Below are 13,762 nucleotides of genomic sequence, written 5' to 3' on the forward strand. Positions count from 1 at the left end.
GGAGATCGATAGCCGAGGGCCGAATGCAAGCGCTCCTTATTGTAGATCTCGGCGATGAAGCTGTTGATCCGGCGCCGGGCGTCGTTGACGTCGGCAAAGCTCTTGCCGTTGATCTCCTCGGCCTTGAGCGTCTTCATGAAGCTTTCGGCCTTGGCGTTGTCGAACGGGTTGCCGGGACTGCTCATGCTGATCTTGATGTCGCGCTTGGCCAGCCGCTCCCGATAGGCGATCGAGGAGTATTGCACGCCGCGGTCTGAGTGGTGGATCAGGCTGCCGGGCTTGGGGTTCCGAGATTGAAGCGCTTTGTCGAGAGCCGCGATCGCGAGGGAGGCGTCGAGGGTGTTGTCGAATGCCCAGCCGACCGCCTTGCGGGAGAAGCCGTCGAGAATGACGGCGAGATAGGCGAACGTCTTGGCGAGATGGACGTAGGTGATGTCAGCGACCCAGATCTGATCCGGAGCCGATGGCGCTAGGCCACGGATCAGGTTGGGGACGACGATCACGTCAGTCGGCCTTGCAGTCGGCGGCTTCAGGAAGGGCGTCTTGCGCTGCGCGAGAAGATTATCCTGACGCATGAGGCGCAGGACTTTCTTGCCATTGACGACCATTCCCAGACGCCGAAGAGCGGCGGTCACCCGTCGATAGCCGTAGAACGGATGCTTCAGGCAGATGCGCTGGAGCTGGTCGCGCAACTCGCACTCGGCTTCGGCGCGGCTACGTCGATTGAGATGCCGGTAATAAGTCGCTCGAGGCAGCCTTGCCAAAGCGCAGAGGCGCTGCACATGAGCGCTGGAGTCGGCTGTCTCCGCGGTCATGCTTTTGATGACTTCGATGATGCGGATACGGGTTTGCCTTGCGCTGCCGGCCGCTCCAGTGCGCGCAAGGCTTGCCGAAAAAAATCGAGGTCCATCTGCTGACGGCCGACCAGCCCTTCGAGCTCGGCAATGCGAGCATTGGCCCGTGCCAGTGCGGACCGCTTATCGTCATAGGTCGCCACAGATTTGAGCTTCCGGGGACCAGGCTTCGGTCCCGGCTTGCGGTTCAACCCGTCCGGCCCTTGCGCCCTCCAGGCCTTGATCCAGTCATGAAGGATCTTGCGCGATATCCCAAGGTCCCGAGCCACAGGCAGAACGCCTTCGCCTCGTTCGACACGCTTGATCGCCTTCAGTTTATAAGCCGTCGGAAACCGACGGGTCTTCCCTCTTGCTGCCACAGGTCATCCTCGGAATGCCTGTCACTGAGATTATCGTGTCTCACTTGAGGGGTGCAGTCCAGTCCACAAAACTTATCCTGCCCTCTCCGCGTCGGCGCTTTCGGTCCACGCTTCGCAGGTTTGGGCACGCGCCCGGTCAGCTTCTCCATCCGGGCGAGGAAGCGTTTTGAGCGATCTCACGACATAAGAACGGCCGGCCGCAGCAAAATCGCTCGCGCGTAACAACTCATTTCGCGAGCTATTTCAAAGCGGAGCGGCAGGCCTCCTAAAACGACGAAATTTTCCTATTTCTTTTTTACAGAAATCATGTATGACTCTCCCCATCCTACCCCGCCGAGAGGGGCGTACGCGCGGTCGTCACGATACGTGGGGTGGGGATGCGGTGGCCGTGTCGGGTCGCAGCGTGACCTCGCGTCATGCCGACGAACGATCGCGATGCGGACGTGAAATCGTGTGGGCCTGGCCTCCCGGTGCTGAGGCCAAGTCGGCGACGACGCCTCCGCGCGTCGCGTCGACGACGGGGACAAGACAGCCGATCCCCGGGGCGAGCACGTATAAGCGTTAAGACCGCCGCGCAGGGAATGCCGGATGTTCGGCTGCACCTGTGGTACCTGCCGCCTGCATTTTTTTCGCAGGCGGGCCATGGGTGAGGCCTTCACCCGGCATTCCCTGCGCCCTCTCGATTGGTTTGGAGGGCGTGTCGATCGCATCACTCGGGCGGAGAACGCCGCGGGATCGCGAGGTCGTGTCTGCTGTGGGGCCTCATGGTTCGAGACGGCGCTGCGCGCCTCCTCACCATGAGGGTTGAGATTCGAACCGGCATGCACATGGACCGTGAGCAGCCTGCTTATGGAAGGGGGCGAGAGTGCCGGCTTCGATCTGCACGGTTGATGTCGAGGGAGCGACTTGCGCCCCTCACCCTGAGGAGCCCGCCGCTAGGCGGGCGTCTCGAAGGGCGAGGCCCGTACGGTGGCCTCATGGTTCGAGACGGCGCTCGCGCGCCTCCTCACCATGAGGGTCTCCAGCGTTCGCAAGCCGCGAGTGCGAACGGGCATCAGATGACGCAGCTCCGCTCGACAGCGCCCGCCTCAAAACCGCGGCAAGTCCGGAAACGCCAGCTTGCCGCCATGCACATGCATCCGTCCCAGCTCGGCGCAGCGATGCAGGGTCGGAAACACTTTTCCCGGGTTGAGCAGGCCCTGGCTGTCGAACGCGCACTTCACGCGCTGCTGCTGGTTGAGGTCGATCTCGGAAAACATCTCCGGCATCAGGTCGCGTTTCTCGATTCCCACGCCGTGCTCGCCGGTCAGGACACCGCCGAGCTCGACACAGCAGCGCAGGATGTCGGCGCCGAAGGCCTCGGCGCGCTCCATCTCGCCGGGCTTGTTGGCGTCGTACAGGATCAGCGGATGCAGGTTTCCGTCGCCGGCGTGGAAGACGTTGGCGCAGCCGAGCTGGTATTTTTCCGACAGCTCGCGGATGCGCGCCAGGGCCTTGGGCAGCGCGCCGCGCGGGATGGTGCCGTCCATGCAGAGGTAGTCCGGCGAGATGCGGCCGACGGCGGGAAACGCCGCCTTGCGGCCGGCCCAGAACAGATTGCGCTCGGCCTCGGAGGTCGAGATGCGGCAGGTGGTCGAGCCGCAGCCGTTGGCGATCGCCTCGACGCGGCCGATCAGCTCGTCGACCTCGACGCCGGGGCCGTCGAGCTCGATGATCAGCAGCGCCTCGACATCCAGCGGATAGCCGGCGTGGACGAAGGCCTCGGCGGCGTGGATCGCAGGCTTGTCCATCATCTCCATGCCGCCGGGGATGATGCCGGCGCCGATGATGCGGGCGACGCATTCGCCGGCGGCCTCGACCTCGGCGAACCCGACCATCAGCGCGCGCGCCGTCTCCGGCTTCTGCAGGATGCGCACCGTCACCTCGGTGACGACGCCGAGCAGGCCTTCCGAGCCGGTGATCAGCCCCATCAGGTCGTAGCCGGCATTCTCGGCGCATTTGCCGCCGATACGCAGCACCTCGCCGGTCATCAGCACGATCTCGCAGCCGAGCACGTTGTTGGTGGTCATGCCGTATTTCAGGCAATGCACGCCGCCGGAATTCTCCGCGACATTGCCGCCGATCGAGCAGGCGATCTGCGACGACGGATCGGGCGCGTAGTAGAAGCCGGCGTGCGCCACCGCCTGGCTGATGGCGAGGTTGGTGACGCCGGGCTCGGTGACGACGACGCGGTTGTCGAAATCAATCTCGCGGATGCGCTTGAACTTGCCGAGGCCGAGCAGCACGCCGTCGGCCAGCGGCAGCGCGCCGCCGGACAGCGACGTTCCCGAGCCGCGCGGAACCACCTTGATGCCCTGGTCATGGCAATATTTCAGCACCCGCGACACCTGCGCGGTGGTCTCCGGCAGCACCACGACCATCGGCGGCTGTCGATAGGCCATCAAGCCATCGGACTCGTAGGGCAGCATCTCGGCGGCGCTGTCGATGACGCCTTCGCCCGGCACGATTGCTCGCAGTGCAGCAACGATCTCGCCACGGCGCGCCAGCACCGCTTGATCTGCCTCCGGCATCATGATCGCCATCGCGTTCCTCCGGCCTCGATTTTGCCCCGGCCTATCAATCACAACGGAAACCGTTTGGATAGGCAGCGGATCCGCATCGAAGTTTGCGGCAGAGCAACAAGCTCAGCCATTATGCTGATTTGCCTCAGCGCATCCCCGCTTGTGCCTCGCCTGAGGCCATGCCACAACCTGCGCGCAAACTCGTCTCGTAACCCACAGAGCCTGATCCATGAAGAAAATGACTTTGAGCGCGCTCGTCATCCTCGCCTCGTCGTCGCTGGCGTCTGCCGCGCTGGCGCAGGATGCGGCCGCCGGCAAGACGTCCTTCAACAAGTGCCTGCCCTGCCATTCGATCGGCGAGGGCGCGAAGAACAAGGTCGGCCCGGAGCTGAACGGCCTCGACGGCCGCAAGTCGGGCAGCGCGCCGGACTACAACTATTCGGAAGCCAACAAGAATTCGGGCATTACCTGGAACGAGGCGGTCTTCAAAGAATACATCAAGGATCCGAAGGCCAAGATTCCCGGCACCAAGATGACCTTCGCCGGCATCAAGAACGAGACCGAGATCAACAACCTCTGGGCCTATGTGTCGTCGTTCGACAAGGACGGCAAGCAGAAGCAGTAAGCGGCCGCCGGCCGACCCGTCACCTCGCCTGCAAAGCCCCGGCCGTTCGCCGGGGCTTTTTCACATCACGGCGCTGCGGCATCGACCGGGGCGACGGCCGCGACGATGCGGTCGACCTCGCCGGCCACCAGCTCCGGCACCGCGTTCTGGACCATGTGCCCGAGTTCGGGCAGCACGATCAGCCGGCTCTGTGGCACAACCTGGGCGAGCGGGCGGGAATGGATGTCGGTATAGACCGTCCGGTCGGCCTCGCCCGCCACGATGGTGACCGGGACCTTGATCTCGCCATAGCGCGGCGCCTGCTCGATCACCGCCTGCTTCAGGGTGACGAGATCGCGCGCATTGGACATGAACTCGCGCGGGCGCAGCAGCAGCGGCGTCGCGGTCCGGTCGACGAAATCGTCCGGCATGGCCTGCGGCGCGAACACGCCGCGGGCGCCGGGCGCCATCAGCGCCAGGCCGAGCGGCAGCGTGATCGTATGCGCCAGCAACGGCCCGACCACCGGCGCCGTGACCGCCTCGTTGTAGCGCCCGACCCCGCCCCGCCAGGGATAGGCGACCGGCGCCAGCATCACGAGGCCCGCGACCCGGTCCGGGAAATCGAGCGCCATGCGCAGGCCGAGCGCGCCGCTCCAGGAATGCACCACCAGGACGACCTGGCCGACGCCGAGCCGGGCCAGCGCCTCGTCCAGCATGCGGGCCTGAGCGGCGGGCGTGGAATCCTCGGGCCTGAGACGCGGGCTCCAGCCATGGCCGGGACGGTCGACAAGGAGCACACGATGGCGCCGCGCGAGCAGGTCGCCGAGCGGCCTGCGCATCGCCTCGAGGTTCGAGCTGGCGCCGTGGAGCAGCAACAGTGGCGGCTTTTCGCTGTCGCGCGGCCCGATATCCACAAGATTGATCGTCGCACCCTCGACATTGATGGCCTGCCCTTGCGCCGGGTAACGGCGCTCGAGCACCGCCACACCGGCGCGCGTGAGCACCGCCAGGAGCGCCAAAGTGCCCACCAAGAACATTGAAATCATTGATAGTTTTCTGCCTGTCACAGTGACAGTTACGGTGCAGATCCGCGGGAGTTGCAGATCCGGCCGCGTTGTCTCGTCGTTTCGCCCGGGAATCCTGTCATCACCGCGTCGTCGGCCATTTTATAACCATGGTCGGGACTTTTCCTCGCAATCGGCTGATGGCCGTGAATTACTTCCGGTCGGGTCATTGCGTTGTCTGAGCACGATGACCGGCCCTGAGTTTAGTTTGGTGTTTTGGGAGGGGGTTACCGATGAGTGTTCGTTCGAGCGAGACGGCTATCGACGAGATCGTCGCGAGCTGCAATGGCGATCTCCGTGGCGCGCTGAAGGCGCTGCTGCTGGTCAACGAGCACCTCGAGGCCGAGATCGCGCAGCTTTATGCCGCGGCTGCCCAGTACGGCCTGCCGGACCGCCGCAGCACCGCGTTCCACTGAGCGATCCGACCGGGCGACGATCAGTCCTCGGCTGTGATGTCCTTGTTCGGGCAGGCGTTGATCGTGGAGCGCGCGAGCTTGGCGTCGTCCAGCGACTTAAAGGGGCCGGACGCGAACCAGATGTCGCCCATGGTGGGGGTGACGACCGGATTGCTGGTCACGATCTCGCAGCGATTGGTGGCGCGGTTGCCGACCACCCAGAACATGTCTTCGGCCCACGCGGCCGTGGCCGCCGTGATCACCAGCGCTGCCGCCAGCACCGCACGCGTCATTGCGCCTCTCCTGCCGACAAATCTCGATCAAGAGGCACGTGGGGTTGCGCGGTCCCGCCAGCAAGAGCGGCGCTCAGGACGTGGTTAACGGCAGGTGCGGTGTCAGATGTCGCGGCCTTCGACCTTTTCGGTCAGCGTCTTGACCAGCTCCGGCACCTTGTCCAGATGCGGATTGACCTCGAGCGCCTTGCGGAACGCGTCCAGCGCCCGTTTTTCCTCGCCGAGATCCTGCATGATCATGCCGAGACCTGCGAGCGCGCCGAAGTGCCGCGGCTCGCGCAGCAGGACCTGCTGGATGTCGGCGAGCGAGCGGCCGTAATCGTTCTGGAGGTAATAGATCGTGGCGCGGCGGTTCCAGGCCTCGACATAATCGGGCCGGAGCTTGATGACCGAATCGAGCAGCTTGAGCGCGACGTCGTTCTGCTTCGCGTCCATCGCGGCCTTGGAGCGCGCCATCAGCAGGGCAACGGTATCGCTGGGGGTCTGCAGCCAGATCGCCCAGATCCGCGCCTCGACGTGCTTGGCGCTGATATCGTCCGGTGCGGCCTTCAGCGCGCCGAACAGGAAATCGAGGCCCTTGGTCTTGTCGGCCCCGACCTTGGGCAGCTTGGCGGGCGCCTCGGGCGGCTTCGGCTTGGGCGCCGCACGCGGCTCGCCCTGCGCTTGCGCAAGCTGCGGTATGGAGATGACGACGGCGGCGAGCAGGACCGCCCGGAAAGTTCGCTTTGCCATGCGCCGAGTGTAGACGCAGTCCGCGCGTCCTGCAAAGCAGCACAGGCGTCAAACGCCTGTGAGCGGACGGGCGGGACTGGCGACGATGGCCGGATCAGCCGCGTTCGATCAGCCCTGGCGGGCCTTGAAGCGGCGCTGGACCTTGTTGATCACGTAGACGCGGCCCTTGCGGCGGACCAGACGGTTGGCACGGTGGCGGCCACGCAGCGACTTCAGCGAGTTACGGACCTTCATGGGACATCCTGATACGTTGAAAGGCCGTGTTGGACAGGCCGGAAGTGGCAAATAGAAAGGGAGTTCCGCAAGCGACCAAGCCGCCCGGATTGGCCGGTTTCTAACCACCGGCCCGCCGGATGTCAATCATGGCGGCGCCGGGCTTCAACAGAACCGGCCCAGCACGGGGCCCCTCGATCCAACTTGGCGATTGCCAAATTCGTTATATCCTATAATCAATTTATCAAAGCCAAGAACCAACCCCCGGGAACGCCCATGCCCAAGCTCGCTCTGCCCAAGATCGACGACGTCGTCGCCATCGATATCCATACCCATGCCGAGGAGCCCTGCGGCATGCATGCGGATGACGGCTACGACGATTTCCAGGCCCAGATGGCCGACTACTTCAAGTCGCCGCACAAGCATCCGCCGACGGTGCCGGAGACGGCGGCCTATTATCGCTCGAAGAACATCGCCGCCGTGATCTTCCCGGTCGACGCCGAGCGCGAGACCGGCTTCCGCCGCTACAACAATTACGAGATGCTCGAGGTCGCCTCCGACCATCTCGATGTGCTGATCCCCTTCGTCAGCATCGATCCGCACAAGGGCAAGCTCGGCGTGCGCGAGGCGCGCAAGCTGATCGAGGAGTATGGCGTTCGCGGCTTCAAGTTCCACCCGACCATGCAGGGTTTCTACGCCAACGACCGGCTGGCCTATCCGCTGTATGAGGCGATCAACGACGGCGGCGCGATCGCGCTATTCCACACCGGCCAGACCGGCGTCGGCTCGGGCATGCCGGGCGGCATGGGGATGCGGCTGAAATATTCCAACCCGATGTACATGGACGACGTCGCGGCCGACTTCCCCGACCTCAAGATCATCCTGGCCCATCCCTCCTTCCCCTGGCAGGAGGAGGCGCTGTCGGTCGCGACCCACAAGCCGAACGTCTATATCGATCTCTCGGGCTGGTCGCCGAAATACTTCCCGCCGATCCTCGTCCGCTACATCAACTCGATCCTGCAGGACAAGATGCTGTTCGGCTCGGACTGGCCGGTGATCACCCCTGACCGTTGGCTCGCCGATTTCGCCAAGCTCGACATCCGCGACGAGATCCGGCCGAAGGTGTTGAAGGCCAACGCGCGCAGGCTGCTCGGGATCTGACATCGTCCGGTCCGCAAGGATCGTGCTAGTCTACGCAGGCGCGGTGACCCATTAGTCATTGCGCCTGTTCAAGGTGGTCAGGTGAGCGCCATGCCGTTCAAAGCCATCGTCTTCGACGCCTATGGCACGCTGTACGATATCCAGTCAGTGGCGGCGGTCACCGAGCAGGCCTTTCCCGGCCACGGCGACATCATCACCCAGATCTGGCGCATCAAGCAGCTCGAATACACCTGGCTGCGCTCGCTGATGCAGCGCTACGAGGATTTTTCGGTCGTCACCCGCGAGTCGCTGCTCTATACGCTGCGCGTTCTCGGCCTGCAGGCCGATGCGATCACACGCGATCGCATCATCGCCAAATATCTCGATCTCGATCCCTACCCTGATGCACGCGCCGCGCTCGCCGCGATGAAGGACCGCCGGCTCGCGATCCTCTCCAACGGCAGCCCCGCGATGCTCGACGGCCTGGTGAAGGCCAGCGGCTTCGATGCTATGCTCGATGCGGTCATCAGCGTCGATGCCCACAAGATCTTCAAGCCGAGTCCCGAAGCGTATATGCTGATCGCGGAGACACTTGGACTTGCACCCGCCGAGGTGCTGTTCGTGTCCTCCAATCCCTGGGACGTCTGCGGCGCCAAGGCCTTCGGCCTCAACGTCGCCTGGATCGAGCGCGTCACTCCCGAAGCCATGGCGGCCGCCTGCATCAAGACCGATCTCGTGTCCCCGCTCACGATGTTCAAGGCGCTGCGCACCCAGATGGACGAGTTGGGTTTTGCGCCCGATTATCGTATTGCTGCGCTCTCCGAATTGCCTGAGATCGTCAACACGCATGAGCCTTGAATCCGTCCGCGCCTTCTTCGCTGAAAAAGCCCCCGACATCGACGTCCTCGTCTCCAGCCAGAGCTCCGCAACCGTGGCGCTCGCGGCGGAAGCCTATGGCGTGGAGCCGGCCCGCATCGCCAAGACGCTGTCGTTGCGCGTCGGCGACCGCGTCATCCTGATCGTCGCCGCGGGCCATGCGCGGATGGACAACAAGAAGGTCAAGGCTCAGTTCGGCGGCAAGCCGAAGATGCTGGGTCTCGACGAGGTCGCCGACATCACGGGGCACGAGGTCGGCGGCGTCTGCCCGTTCGGGCTGAAGTCGCCGCTGCCGGTGTATTGCGATCTGTCACTGAAGGCCTTCGACATCGTCGTGCCCGCGGCGGGCTCGACCCACAGCGCGGTGAAGATCACGCCGGATCGCATGGCCGAGCTGACAGAAGCGGCATGGGTCGACGTCTGCGAGGTGCAGTCCTGATCGGCTGAGATCGGCGGGCGCGCTCATCGCTTCTTCGCCTTCGCCAGTTCCTTCACCAGAAACTCCGTCAGCACCTCGACCCGCGCGGGGCGCGGGCCGCCGGGCGGCATCACCAGGTGCATCGCGCCTTCCGGCTGGCTCCAGCCCTTCAGCACCACCTCGACCTCGCCCGACGCGATCGCGTCGCCCACGATGAAATCCGGCAGGTCTGCGATGCCGAGCCCGGCGCGCACCGCCGGCAACAGCGCCTCGCCATTGTTGACGCGCAGCTGTCCCGCCGGCCGCACGCTGGCCTGCTCGCCGGCCGCATTGGTGTAGTGCCAAACGCCGGCCGTGGAGAGATAGGCGTAGCCGAAGCATTTGTGCTCGGCGAGATGCATCGGGTGCGTCGGCCGGCCGTGGCGTTTCAGATAGGACGGCGCCGCCACCGTGTAGCGCGGCATGGCGCAGAGCCGGCGCGCGAGCAGCGAGGAGTCCGGCAGCCGCGCGATGCGCAGTGCGAGATCGAAACCTTCGCCGATCAAATCGACGGTGGCGTCGCTCATGTGGAGGTCGATCGAGACCTCCGGATATTGCTCCAGGAACGCCGGCAGCAGCGGCGCGATCTTCTTGACGCCGAACGTCATTGGCACCGCGAAGCGCACCAGCCCGCGCGGCGTCAGCGACTGCGCGAGCGCCTCGGTCTCGGCCGCCTCGCCATCGACGAGCAGTTGCGCGGCGCGCTCGGACAGGCGCTGGCCGGCGTCCGTCAGCGCCAGGCGCCGCGAGGTGCGGTTGAACAGCCGCGTGCCCAGACGCTCCTCCAGCCGGCTCACCGCCTTGGAGACGGAGGCCTTGGAGAGGCTAAGTTCCTGCGCGGCGCCGGCGAAGGAGCGCAGCTCGACGACCTTGGCGAAGATCGCCATCGCCTCGAAATCCGGAAGTCGTGCCATCGCCTCGAATCTCGTTTTTGGAAACAATAGGTTTCAATAGTTTCTATTTCTATACTCCGGCCGCTCCCTTATTCCAATGCCCAACAGCACGGCGGCTCCGGCCGGCCGTTGCAACCACAGGAGCAGACCCATGATCGAACTGAAGCCCTTTGCGGCGCTGGGCGGCGCCGACCACGGCTGGCTCAAGGCCAAGCATCATTTCTCGTTCGCGAACTACTACGACCCCAACCACATGGGCCACGGCGCCCTGCGCGTCTGGAACGATGACGAGATCGCACCGAACACCGGCTTCCCCGCGCATCCCCATCGCAACATGGAGATCATCACCTACGTCCGCGAAGGCGCGATCACCCATCAGGACAGCCTCGGCAACAAGGGCCGCACCGAAGCCGGCGACGTCCAGGTGATGAGTGCGGGCAGCGGCATCCGCCACTCCGAGTACAATCTCGAGCCGACCACGACGCGGATCTTCCAGATCTGGATCGAGCCGACCACCGATGGCGGCCAGCCGACCTGGGGCGCCAAGCCGTTCCCGAAGTCCGACCGCTCCGGCAAGCTGGTCACACTGGCGAGCGGCTTCGCAGATGACGGCGACGCGTTGCCGATCCGTGCCAAGGCGCGCGTACTCGGCACCACGCTGAAGGCCGGCGAGACCGCCGAGTACAGCGCCGACAAGGCCCGGCACATCTATCTCGTGCCTGCCGCCGGAAGCGTCGAAGTGAACGGCGTCCGCGTCAACGCTCGTGACGGCGCCGCCATCCGCGACGAGGCCACGCTGAAGATCACGGCGCTCGAAGATTCCGAACTGGTGCTGGTCGACGCCGCTTAAGTCTGTTTCGCGATCCCGGTCGGCTCTCCGGCCGGGACGCCCTCCCCGATCACTCGCATTCCCACGGAGACTTCCATGACCAAGGTTCTCGTTCTCTACTATTCCGCCTACGGCCACATCGAAGCGATGGCCAACGCCGTCGCCGAAGGCGCCCGCGAAGCCGGCGCCGCCGTCGACATCAAGCGCGTGCCGGAGCTCGTGCCCGCCGACGTCGCCAAGGCCTCGCACTACAAGCTCGACCAGGCCGCACCGATCGCCAAGGTCGAGGAGCTCGCCAACTATGACGCCATCATCGTCGGCACCGGCACCCGCTTCGGTCGCATGGCCTCGCAGATGGCCAACTTCCTCGACCAGGCCGGCGGCCTCTGGGCCAAGGGCGCGCTGAACGGCAAGGTCGGCGGCGCCTTCACCTCGACCGCGACCCAGCATGGCGGCCAGGAGGTCACGCTGTTCTCGATCATCACCAACCTCTTGCATTTCGGCATGACCATCGTCGGCCTCAACTACGGCTTCGCCGGCCAGATGAAGCTCGACGAGATCACCGGCGGCTCGCCCTATGGCGCGACCACCATCACTGGCGGCGACGGCAGCCGGCTGCCGAGCGAGAACGAGCTGGCGGGGGCGCGCTATCAAGGGCGCGTGATCGCCGAGACCGCAAAGAAGCTGCATGGCTGACGCGACTGGGGCGGCACTTCCGTCACCGAAGCGCCGCCCCATCTCGTCGGAAGAAAGTGAGGGAGTCCGCAATGCCCGCCATGCTCGAACTGGTGACGCTGGCCAGGCTGGCCCGCCATCCTCTGCAGATGATGGCGCGCCATTGGTACTGCAAGGGCCTTTACCGCGCGAGCCGCGGTCAGCGCCGCTGCCCGGAATGCACCGCTATAGCGGCTTGATCTGCACCTTCTTGAACTTTACGACGCCCGAGCCGTATTGCAGGGCGATCGGCCCCGCAGCATGCTTGCTGTCGTCGACGTCGGCGGTCTTCTCGCCGTTGAGCATCACGGTCAGCCGCGTGCCCTTGGCGGTGATCTCGTAGGTGTTCCACTTGCCGCCGGCCTTCGGCATCGGATCGACCTTGGACACGTCGACGATGGCGCCGGTGCCGTATTTCGGATCGGGCCGCTTGTCGAAGATGTTGACCTCGTAGCAGATGTTGGAGTCGATCTTCGCCGACTGGTCGCAACGGATGAAGATGCCGCTGTTGGCGGCGTCGTCGACCCAGAACTCGGCCTTGATCTGGAAATCCTTGTAGCTGGCCTTGGTGACCAGATAGGACGGATCCTTGCCGTCGAGCTTGTCGGCCATCAGCACGCCGTCCTTCGCCTCCCAATTGGCCTTGCCGACCTCGGCGAATTCGACCTTCTTGTCACCGTCGACCAGGGTCACCCAGCCGTCATCGGCGAATGCCGTCCCCCAGCTCGCGCCCGCAATCAACAGTCCGGCCGCAAGCCCGCACAAGCGATACCGCATCGAAACGCCTCCCCGTTTTTGTTTGGTTCGCCGCCACGATAGCAAAGCGCCGGACGAAGCAAACGGGTTTCGATGCTGCATCTGCTCTCTCGTCGAACTACACCGCCGTCGCGCGCGCAAAATCGACATAGATCTCGCGCAGCCGCGCCGCGACCGGGCCAGGCTTGCCGTCGCCGACCGGCTTGCCGTCGATCGTGACCACCGGCTGCACGAACGAGCTCGCGCTGGTGATGAAGGCCTCCTTCGCCGCGAGCGCCTCCTCCACGGTGAACAGCCGCTCCTCGACCTTGAGCTGACGCTCCTCGGCGAGCTTCACCACCGCCTTGCGGGTGCAGCCCGGCAGGATCGCGTTGGAGTTCGGCCTGGTGACGATGACGTCGTCCTTGGTCAGGATGAAGGCGGAGGACGAGCCGCCCTCGGTCACGTGACCATCCTCGACCATCCAGGCCTCTCCAGCGCCGGCGGCCGCAGCCGCCTGCTTCGCCAGCACCTGCGCCAGCAGCGCGACGCTCTTGATGTCGCGCCGCGCCCAGCGGATGTCGGGCACGGTGATGACGCCGATGCCCGCCGTCGCCGAGGGTGCATCGACGATGTTCTTGGCGGTCACGAACATCACCAGCGTCGGCTTGACGTCGCCTTTCGGAAACGGGAAGTCGCGGCCCTTGTCAGCGCCCCGCGTGACCTGCAGATAGACCATGCCCTGGTCGAGCCGGTTGCGCGCGACCAGCTCCTTCTGCAGCGCCTCGATTCGCGCCAGGCTCTCCGGCAGCGCCAGCCCGATCTCGCCGACCGAGCGCTCCAGCCGGGCGAGGTGCGAGGCGCTGTCGACCAGCTTGCCGTCGAGCACCGCCGCCACCTCGTAGATGCCGTCGGCGAACAGGAAGCCGCGATCGAGCACCGAGACCTTGGCCTCGGACAGGGGCACGAAGGCGCCGTTGACGTAAGCGATGGGGTCCAAGGCGGTATCTCCTTTCTCATCAGCGCACGCATAGTCCTTAGCA

18 protein-coding genes are annotated in these 13,762 nt (G+C 65.0%); 8 read left to right on the forward strand and 10 right to left on the reverse strand.

What is annotated here, in order from left to right; genetic code table 11:
- From ACQR10_RS12565 to ACQR10_RS12575, 3 genes are all read right to left on the reverse strand, one after another.
- Nucleotides 1-815: IS3 family transposase (locus ACQR10_RS12565; RefSeq protein ID WP_434848370.1), on the reverse strand; the 815-nt coding region annotated here is incomplete at its 3' end.
- Nucleotides 812-1,213, reverse strand: a complete 402-nt coding sequence (locus ACQR10_RS12570; RefSeq protein WP_315800042.1) for a helix-turn-helix domain-containing protein — start codon at nt 1,211-1,213, stop codon at nt 812-814. The genes ACQR10_RS12565 and ACQR10_RS12570, both read right to left, overlap by 4 nt.
- Before the next feature lie 1,088 nt (nt 1,214-2,301).
- Nucleotides 2,302-3,795, reverse strand: a complete 1,494-nt coding sequence (locus ACQR10_RS12575) for an FAD-linked oxidase C-terminal domain-containing protein (RefSeq protein ID WP_316217144.1) — start codon at nt 3,793-3,795, stop codon at nt 2,302-2,304.
- Nucleotides 3,796-4,003: 208 nt separating this feature from the next.
- On the opposite strand from ACQR10_RS12575, the gene cycA reads away from it, so the two are divergent.
- Nucleotides 4,004-4,399, forward strand: a complete 396-nt coding sequence (cycA, locus tag ACQR10_RS12580; protein ID WP_315801889.1) for a cytochrome c-550 CycA — start codon at nt 4,004-4,006, stop codon at nt 4,397-4,399.
- A gap of 65 nt (nt 4,400-4,464) precedes the next feature.
- On the opposite strand, the gene ACQR10_RS12585 is transcribed toward cycA, so the two are convergent.
- Nucleotides 4,465-5,424 (reverse strand): alpha/beta fold hydrolase, encoded by a 960-nt coding sequence (locus ACQR10_RS12585; RefSeq protein ID WP_316217145.1) that lies wholly within the window; start codon nt 5,422-5,424, stop codon nt 4,465-4,467.
- 251 nt (nt 5,425-5,675) lie between these two features.
- Here ACQR10_RS12585 and ACQR10_RS12590 point away from each other — a divergent pair, with 251 nt between their 5' ends.
- Nucleotides 5,676-5,858 (forward strand): hypothetical protein, encoded by a 183-nt coding sequence (locus ACQR10_RS12590; protein ID WP_015669379.1) that lies wholly within the window; start codon nt 5,676-5,678, stop codon nt 5,856-5,858.
- A gap of 20 nt (nt 5,859-5,878) precedes the next feature.
- Here the strand turns inward: ACQR10_RS12590 and ACQR10_RS12595 are convergent, their stop codons facing one another.
- The 3 genes from ACQR10_RS12595 to ykgO form a co-directional block, all read right to left on the reverse strand.
- Nucleotides 5,879-6,130, reverse strand: coding sequence for a hypothetical protein (locus ACQR10_RS12595; protein ID WP_315801887.1), 252 nt, complete (start codon nt 6,128-6,130; stop codon nt 5,879-5,881).
- A 102-nt stretch (nt 6,131-6,232) separates the two neighbouring features.
- Complete coding sequence (locus ACQR10_RS12600) at nt 6,233-6,862, reverse strand: tetratricopeptide repeat protein (protein WP_316217146.1); 630 nt, start codon at nt 6,860-6,862, stop codon at nt 6,233-6,235.
- Between the two features lie 108 nt (nt 6,863-6,970).
- Nucleotides 6,971-7,096: a type B 50S ribosomal protein L36 gene (gene ykgO, locus ACQR10_RS12605; protein ID WP_006611362.1), complete on the reverse strand. Its 126-nt coding sequence runs from the start codon at nt 7,094-7,096 to the stop codon at nt 6,971-6,973.
- Nucleotides 7,097-7,351: 255 nt separating this feature from the next.
- On the opposite strand from ykgO, the gene ACQR10_RS12610 reads away from it, so the two are divergent.
- From ACQR10_RS12610 to ACQR10_RS12620, 3 genes are all read left to right on the forward strand, one after another.
- Nucleotides 7,352-8,236, forward strand: a complete 885-nt coding sequence (locus ACQR10_RS12610; RefSeq protein ID WP_315801885.1) for an amidohydrolase family protein — start codon at nt 7,352-7,354, stop codon at nt 8,234-8,236.
- Between the two features lie 90 nt (nt 8,237-8,326).
- Complete coding sequence (locus ACQR10_RS12615) at nt 8,327-9,073, forward strand: haloacid dehalogenase type II (protein WP_316217147.1); 747 nt, start codon at nt 8,327-8,329, stop codon at nt 9,071-9,073.
- Nucleotides 9,063-9,530, forward strand: a complete 468-nt coding sequence (locus ACQR10_RS12620) for a YbaK/EbsC family protein (RefSeq protein ID WP_316217148.1) — start codon at nt 9,063-9,065, stop codon at nt 9,528-9,530. Before ACQR10_RS12615 ends, ACQR10_RS12620 begins: the two co-directional genes overlap by 11 nt.
- 23 nt (nt 9,531-9,553) lie before the next feature.
- Here ACQR10_RS12620 and ACQR10_RS12625 read toward each other — a convergent pair whose 3' ends face one another.
- On the reverse strand, nt 9,554-10,462 hold the full coding sequence (locus ACQR10_RS12625) for a LysR family transcriptional regulator (protein ID WP_316217149.1): 909 nt from the start codon (nt 10,460-10,462) through the stop codon (nt 9,554-9,556).
- Nucleotides 10,463-10,592: 130 nt separating this feature from the next.
- Here ACQR10_RS12625 and ACQR10_RS12630 point away from each other — a divergent pair, with 130 nt between their 5' ends.
- The 3 genes from ACQR10_RS12630 to ACQR10_RS12640 all read left to right on the forward strand — a co-directional run bounded on the left by ACQR10_RS12630 (nt 10,593) and on the right by ACQR10_RS12640 (nt 12,184).
- Nucleotides 10,593-11,291: a pirin family protein gene (locus tag ACQR10_RS12630; protein WP_316217150.1), complete on the forward strand. Its 699-nt coding sequence runs from the start codon at nt 10,593-10,595 to the stop codon at nt 11,289-11,291.
- Nucleotides 11,292-11,366: 75 nt separating this feature from the next.
- On the forward strand, nt 11,367-11,966 hold the full coding sequence (gene wrbA / locus ACQR10_RS12635) for an NAD(P)H:quinone oxidoreductase (RefSeq protein WP_315801880.1): 600 nt from the start codon (nt 11,367-11,369) through the stop codon (nt 11,964-11,966).
- Nucleotides 11,967-12,037: 71 nt separating this feature from the next.
- Nucleotides 12,038-12,184 (forward strand): hypothetical protein, encoded by a 147-nt coding sequence (locus tag ACQR10_RS12640; protein ID WP_315801879.1) that lies wholly within the window; start codon nt 12,038-12,040, stop codon nt 12,182-12,184.
- Here ACQR10_RS12640 and ACQR10_RS12645 read toward each other — a convergent pair.
- Entirely contained in the window at nt 12,171-12,761 is a 591-nt protein-coding gene (locus ACQR10_RS12645; protein ID WP_316179524.1) for a 3-keto-disaccharide hydrolase, read from the reverse strand. The genes ACQR10_RS12640 and ACQR10_RS12645 overlap by 14 nt on opposite strands.
- Nucleotides 12,762-12,858: 97 nt before the next feature.
- The gene (locus tag ACQR10_RS12650) at nt 12,859-13,719 is read right to left on the reverse strand and encodes a D-amino-acid transaminase (protein ID WP_315801877.1); all 861 of its coding nucleotides are present in this window, start codon (nt 13,717-13,719) and stop codon (nt 12,859-12,861) included.
- Nucleotides 13,720-13,762: the final 43 nt, after the last annotated feature.

Origin of the sequence: Bradyrhizobium sp. HKCCYLRH2060 (assembly GCF_051168135.1) — a bacterium.
Taxonomy (GTDB): domain Bacteria; phylum Pseudomonadota; class Alphaproteobacteria; order Rhizobiales; family Xanthobacteraceae; genus Bradyrhizobium.

Excerpts from the sequence above, each read along its gene's own strand:
- ykgO (WP_006611362.1), bottom strand. The coding sequence starts at position 7,096 with ATGAAGGTCCGTAACTCGCTGAAGTCGCTGCGTGGCCGCCACCGTGCC.
- ACQR10_RS12575 (WP_316217144.1), bottom strand. The coding sequence starts at position 3,795 with ATGGCGATCATGATGCCGGAGGCAGATCAAGCGGTGCTGGCGCGCCGT.
- ACQR10_RS12585 (WP_316217145.1), bottom strand. The coding sequence starts at position 5,424 with ATGATTTCAATGTTCTTGGTGGGCACTTTGGCGCTCCTGGCGGTGCTC.
- ACQR10_RS12600 (WP_316217146.1), bottom strand. The coding sequence starts at position 6,862 with ATGGCAAAGCGAACTTTCCGGGCGGTCCTGCTCGCCGCCGTCGTCATC.
- ACQR10_RS12645 (WP_316179524.1), bottom strand. The coding sequence starts at position 12,761 with ATGCGGTATCGCTTGTGCGGGCTTGCGGCCGGACTGTTGATTGCGGGC.
- ACQR10_RS12620 (WP_316217148.1), top strand. The coding sequence starts at position 9,063 with ATGAGCCTTGAATCCGTCCGCGCCTTCTTCGCTGAAAAAGCCCCCGAC.
- wrbA (WP_315801880.1), top strand. The coding sequence starts at position 11,367 with ATGACCAAGGTTCTCGTTCTCTACTATTCCGCCTACGGCCACATCGAA.
- cycA (WP_315801889.1), top strand. The coding sequence starts at position 4,004 with ATGAAGAAAATGACTTTGAGCGCGCTCGTCATCCTCGCCTCGTCGTCG.
- ACQR10_RS12615 (WP_316217147.1), top strand. The coding sequence starts at position 8,327 with ATGCCGTTCAAAGCCATCGTCTTCGACGCCTATGGCACGCTGTACGAT.
- ACQR10_RS12630 (WP_316217150.1), top strand. The coding sequence starts at position 10,593 with ATGATCGAACTGAAGCCCTTTGCGGCGCTGGGCGGCGCCGACCACGGC.
- ACQR10_RS12610 (WP_315801885.1), top strand. The coding sequence starts at position 7,352 with ATGCCCAAGCTCGCTCTGCCCAAGATCGACGACGTCGTCGCCATCGAT.
- ACQR10_RS12590 (WP_015669379.1), top strand. The coding sequence starts at position 5,676 with ATGAGTGTTCGTTCGAGCGAGACGGCTATCGACGAGATCGTCGCGAGC.
- ACQR10_RS12625 (WP_316217149.1), bottom strand. The coding sequence starts at position 10,462 with ATGGCACGACTTCCGGATTTCGAGGCGATGGCGATCTTCGCCAAGGTC.
- ACQR10_RS12595 (WP_315801887.1), bottom strand. The coding sequence starts at position 6,130 with ATGACGCGTGCGGTGCTGGCGGCAGCGCTGGTGATCACGGCGGCCACG.
- ACQR10_RS12640 (WP_315801879.1), top strand. The coding sequence starts at position 12,038 with ATGCCCGCCATGCTCGAACTGGTGACGCTGGCCAGGCTGGCCCGCCAT.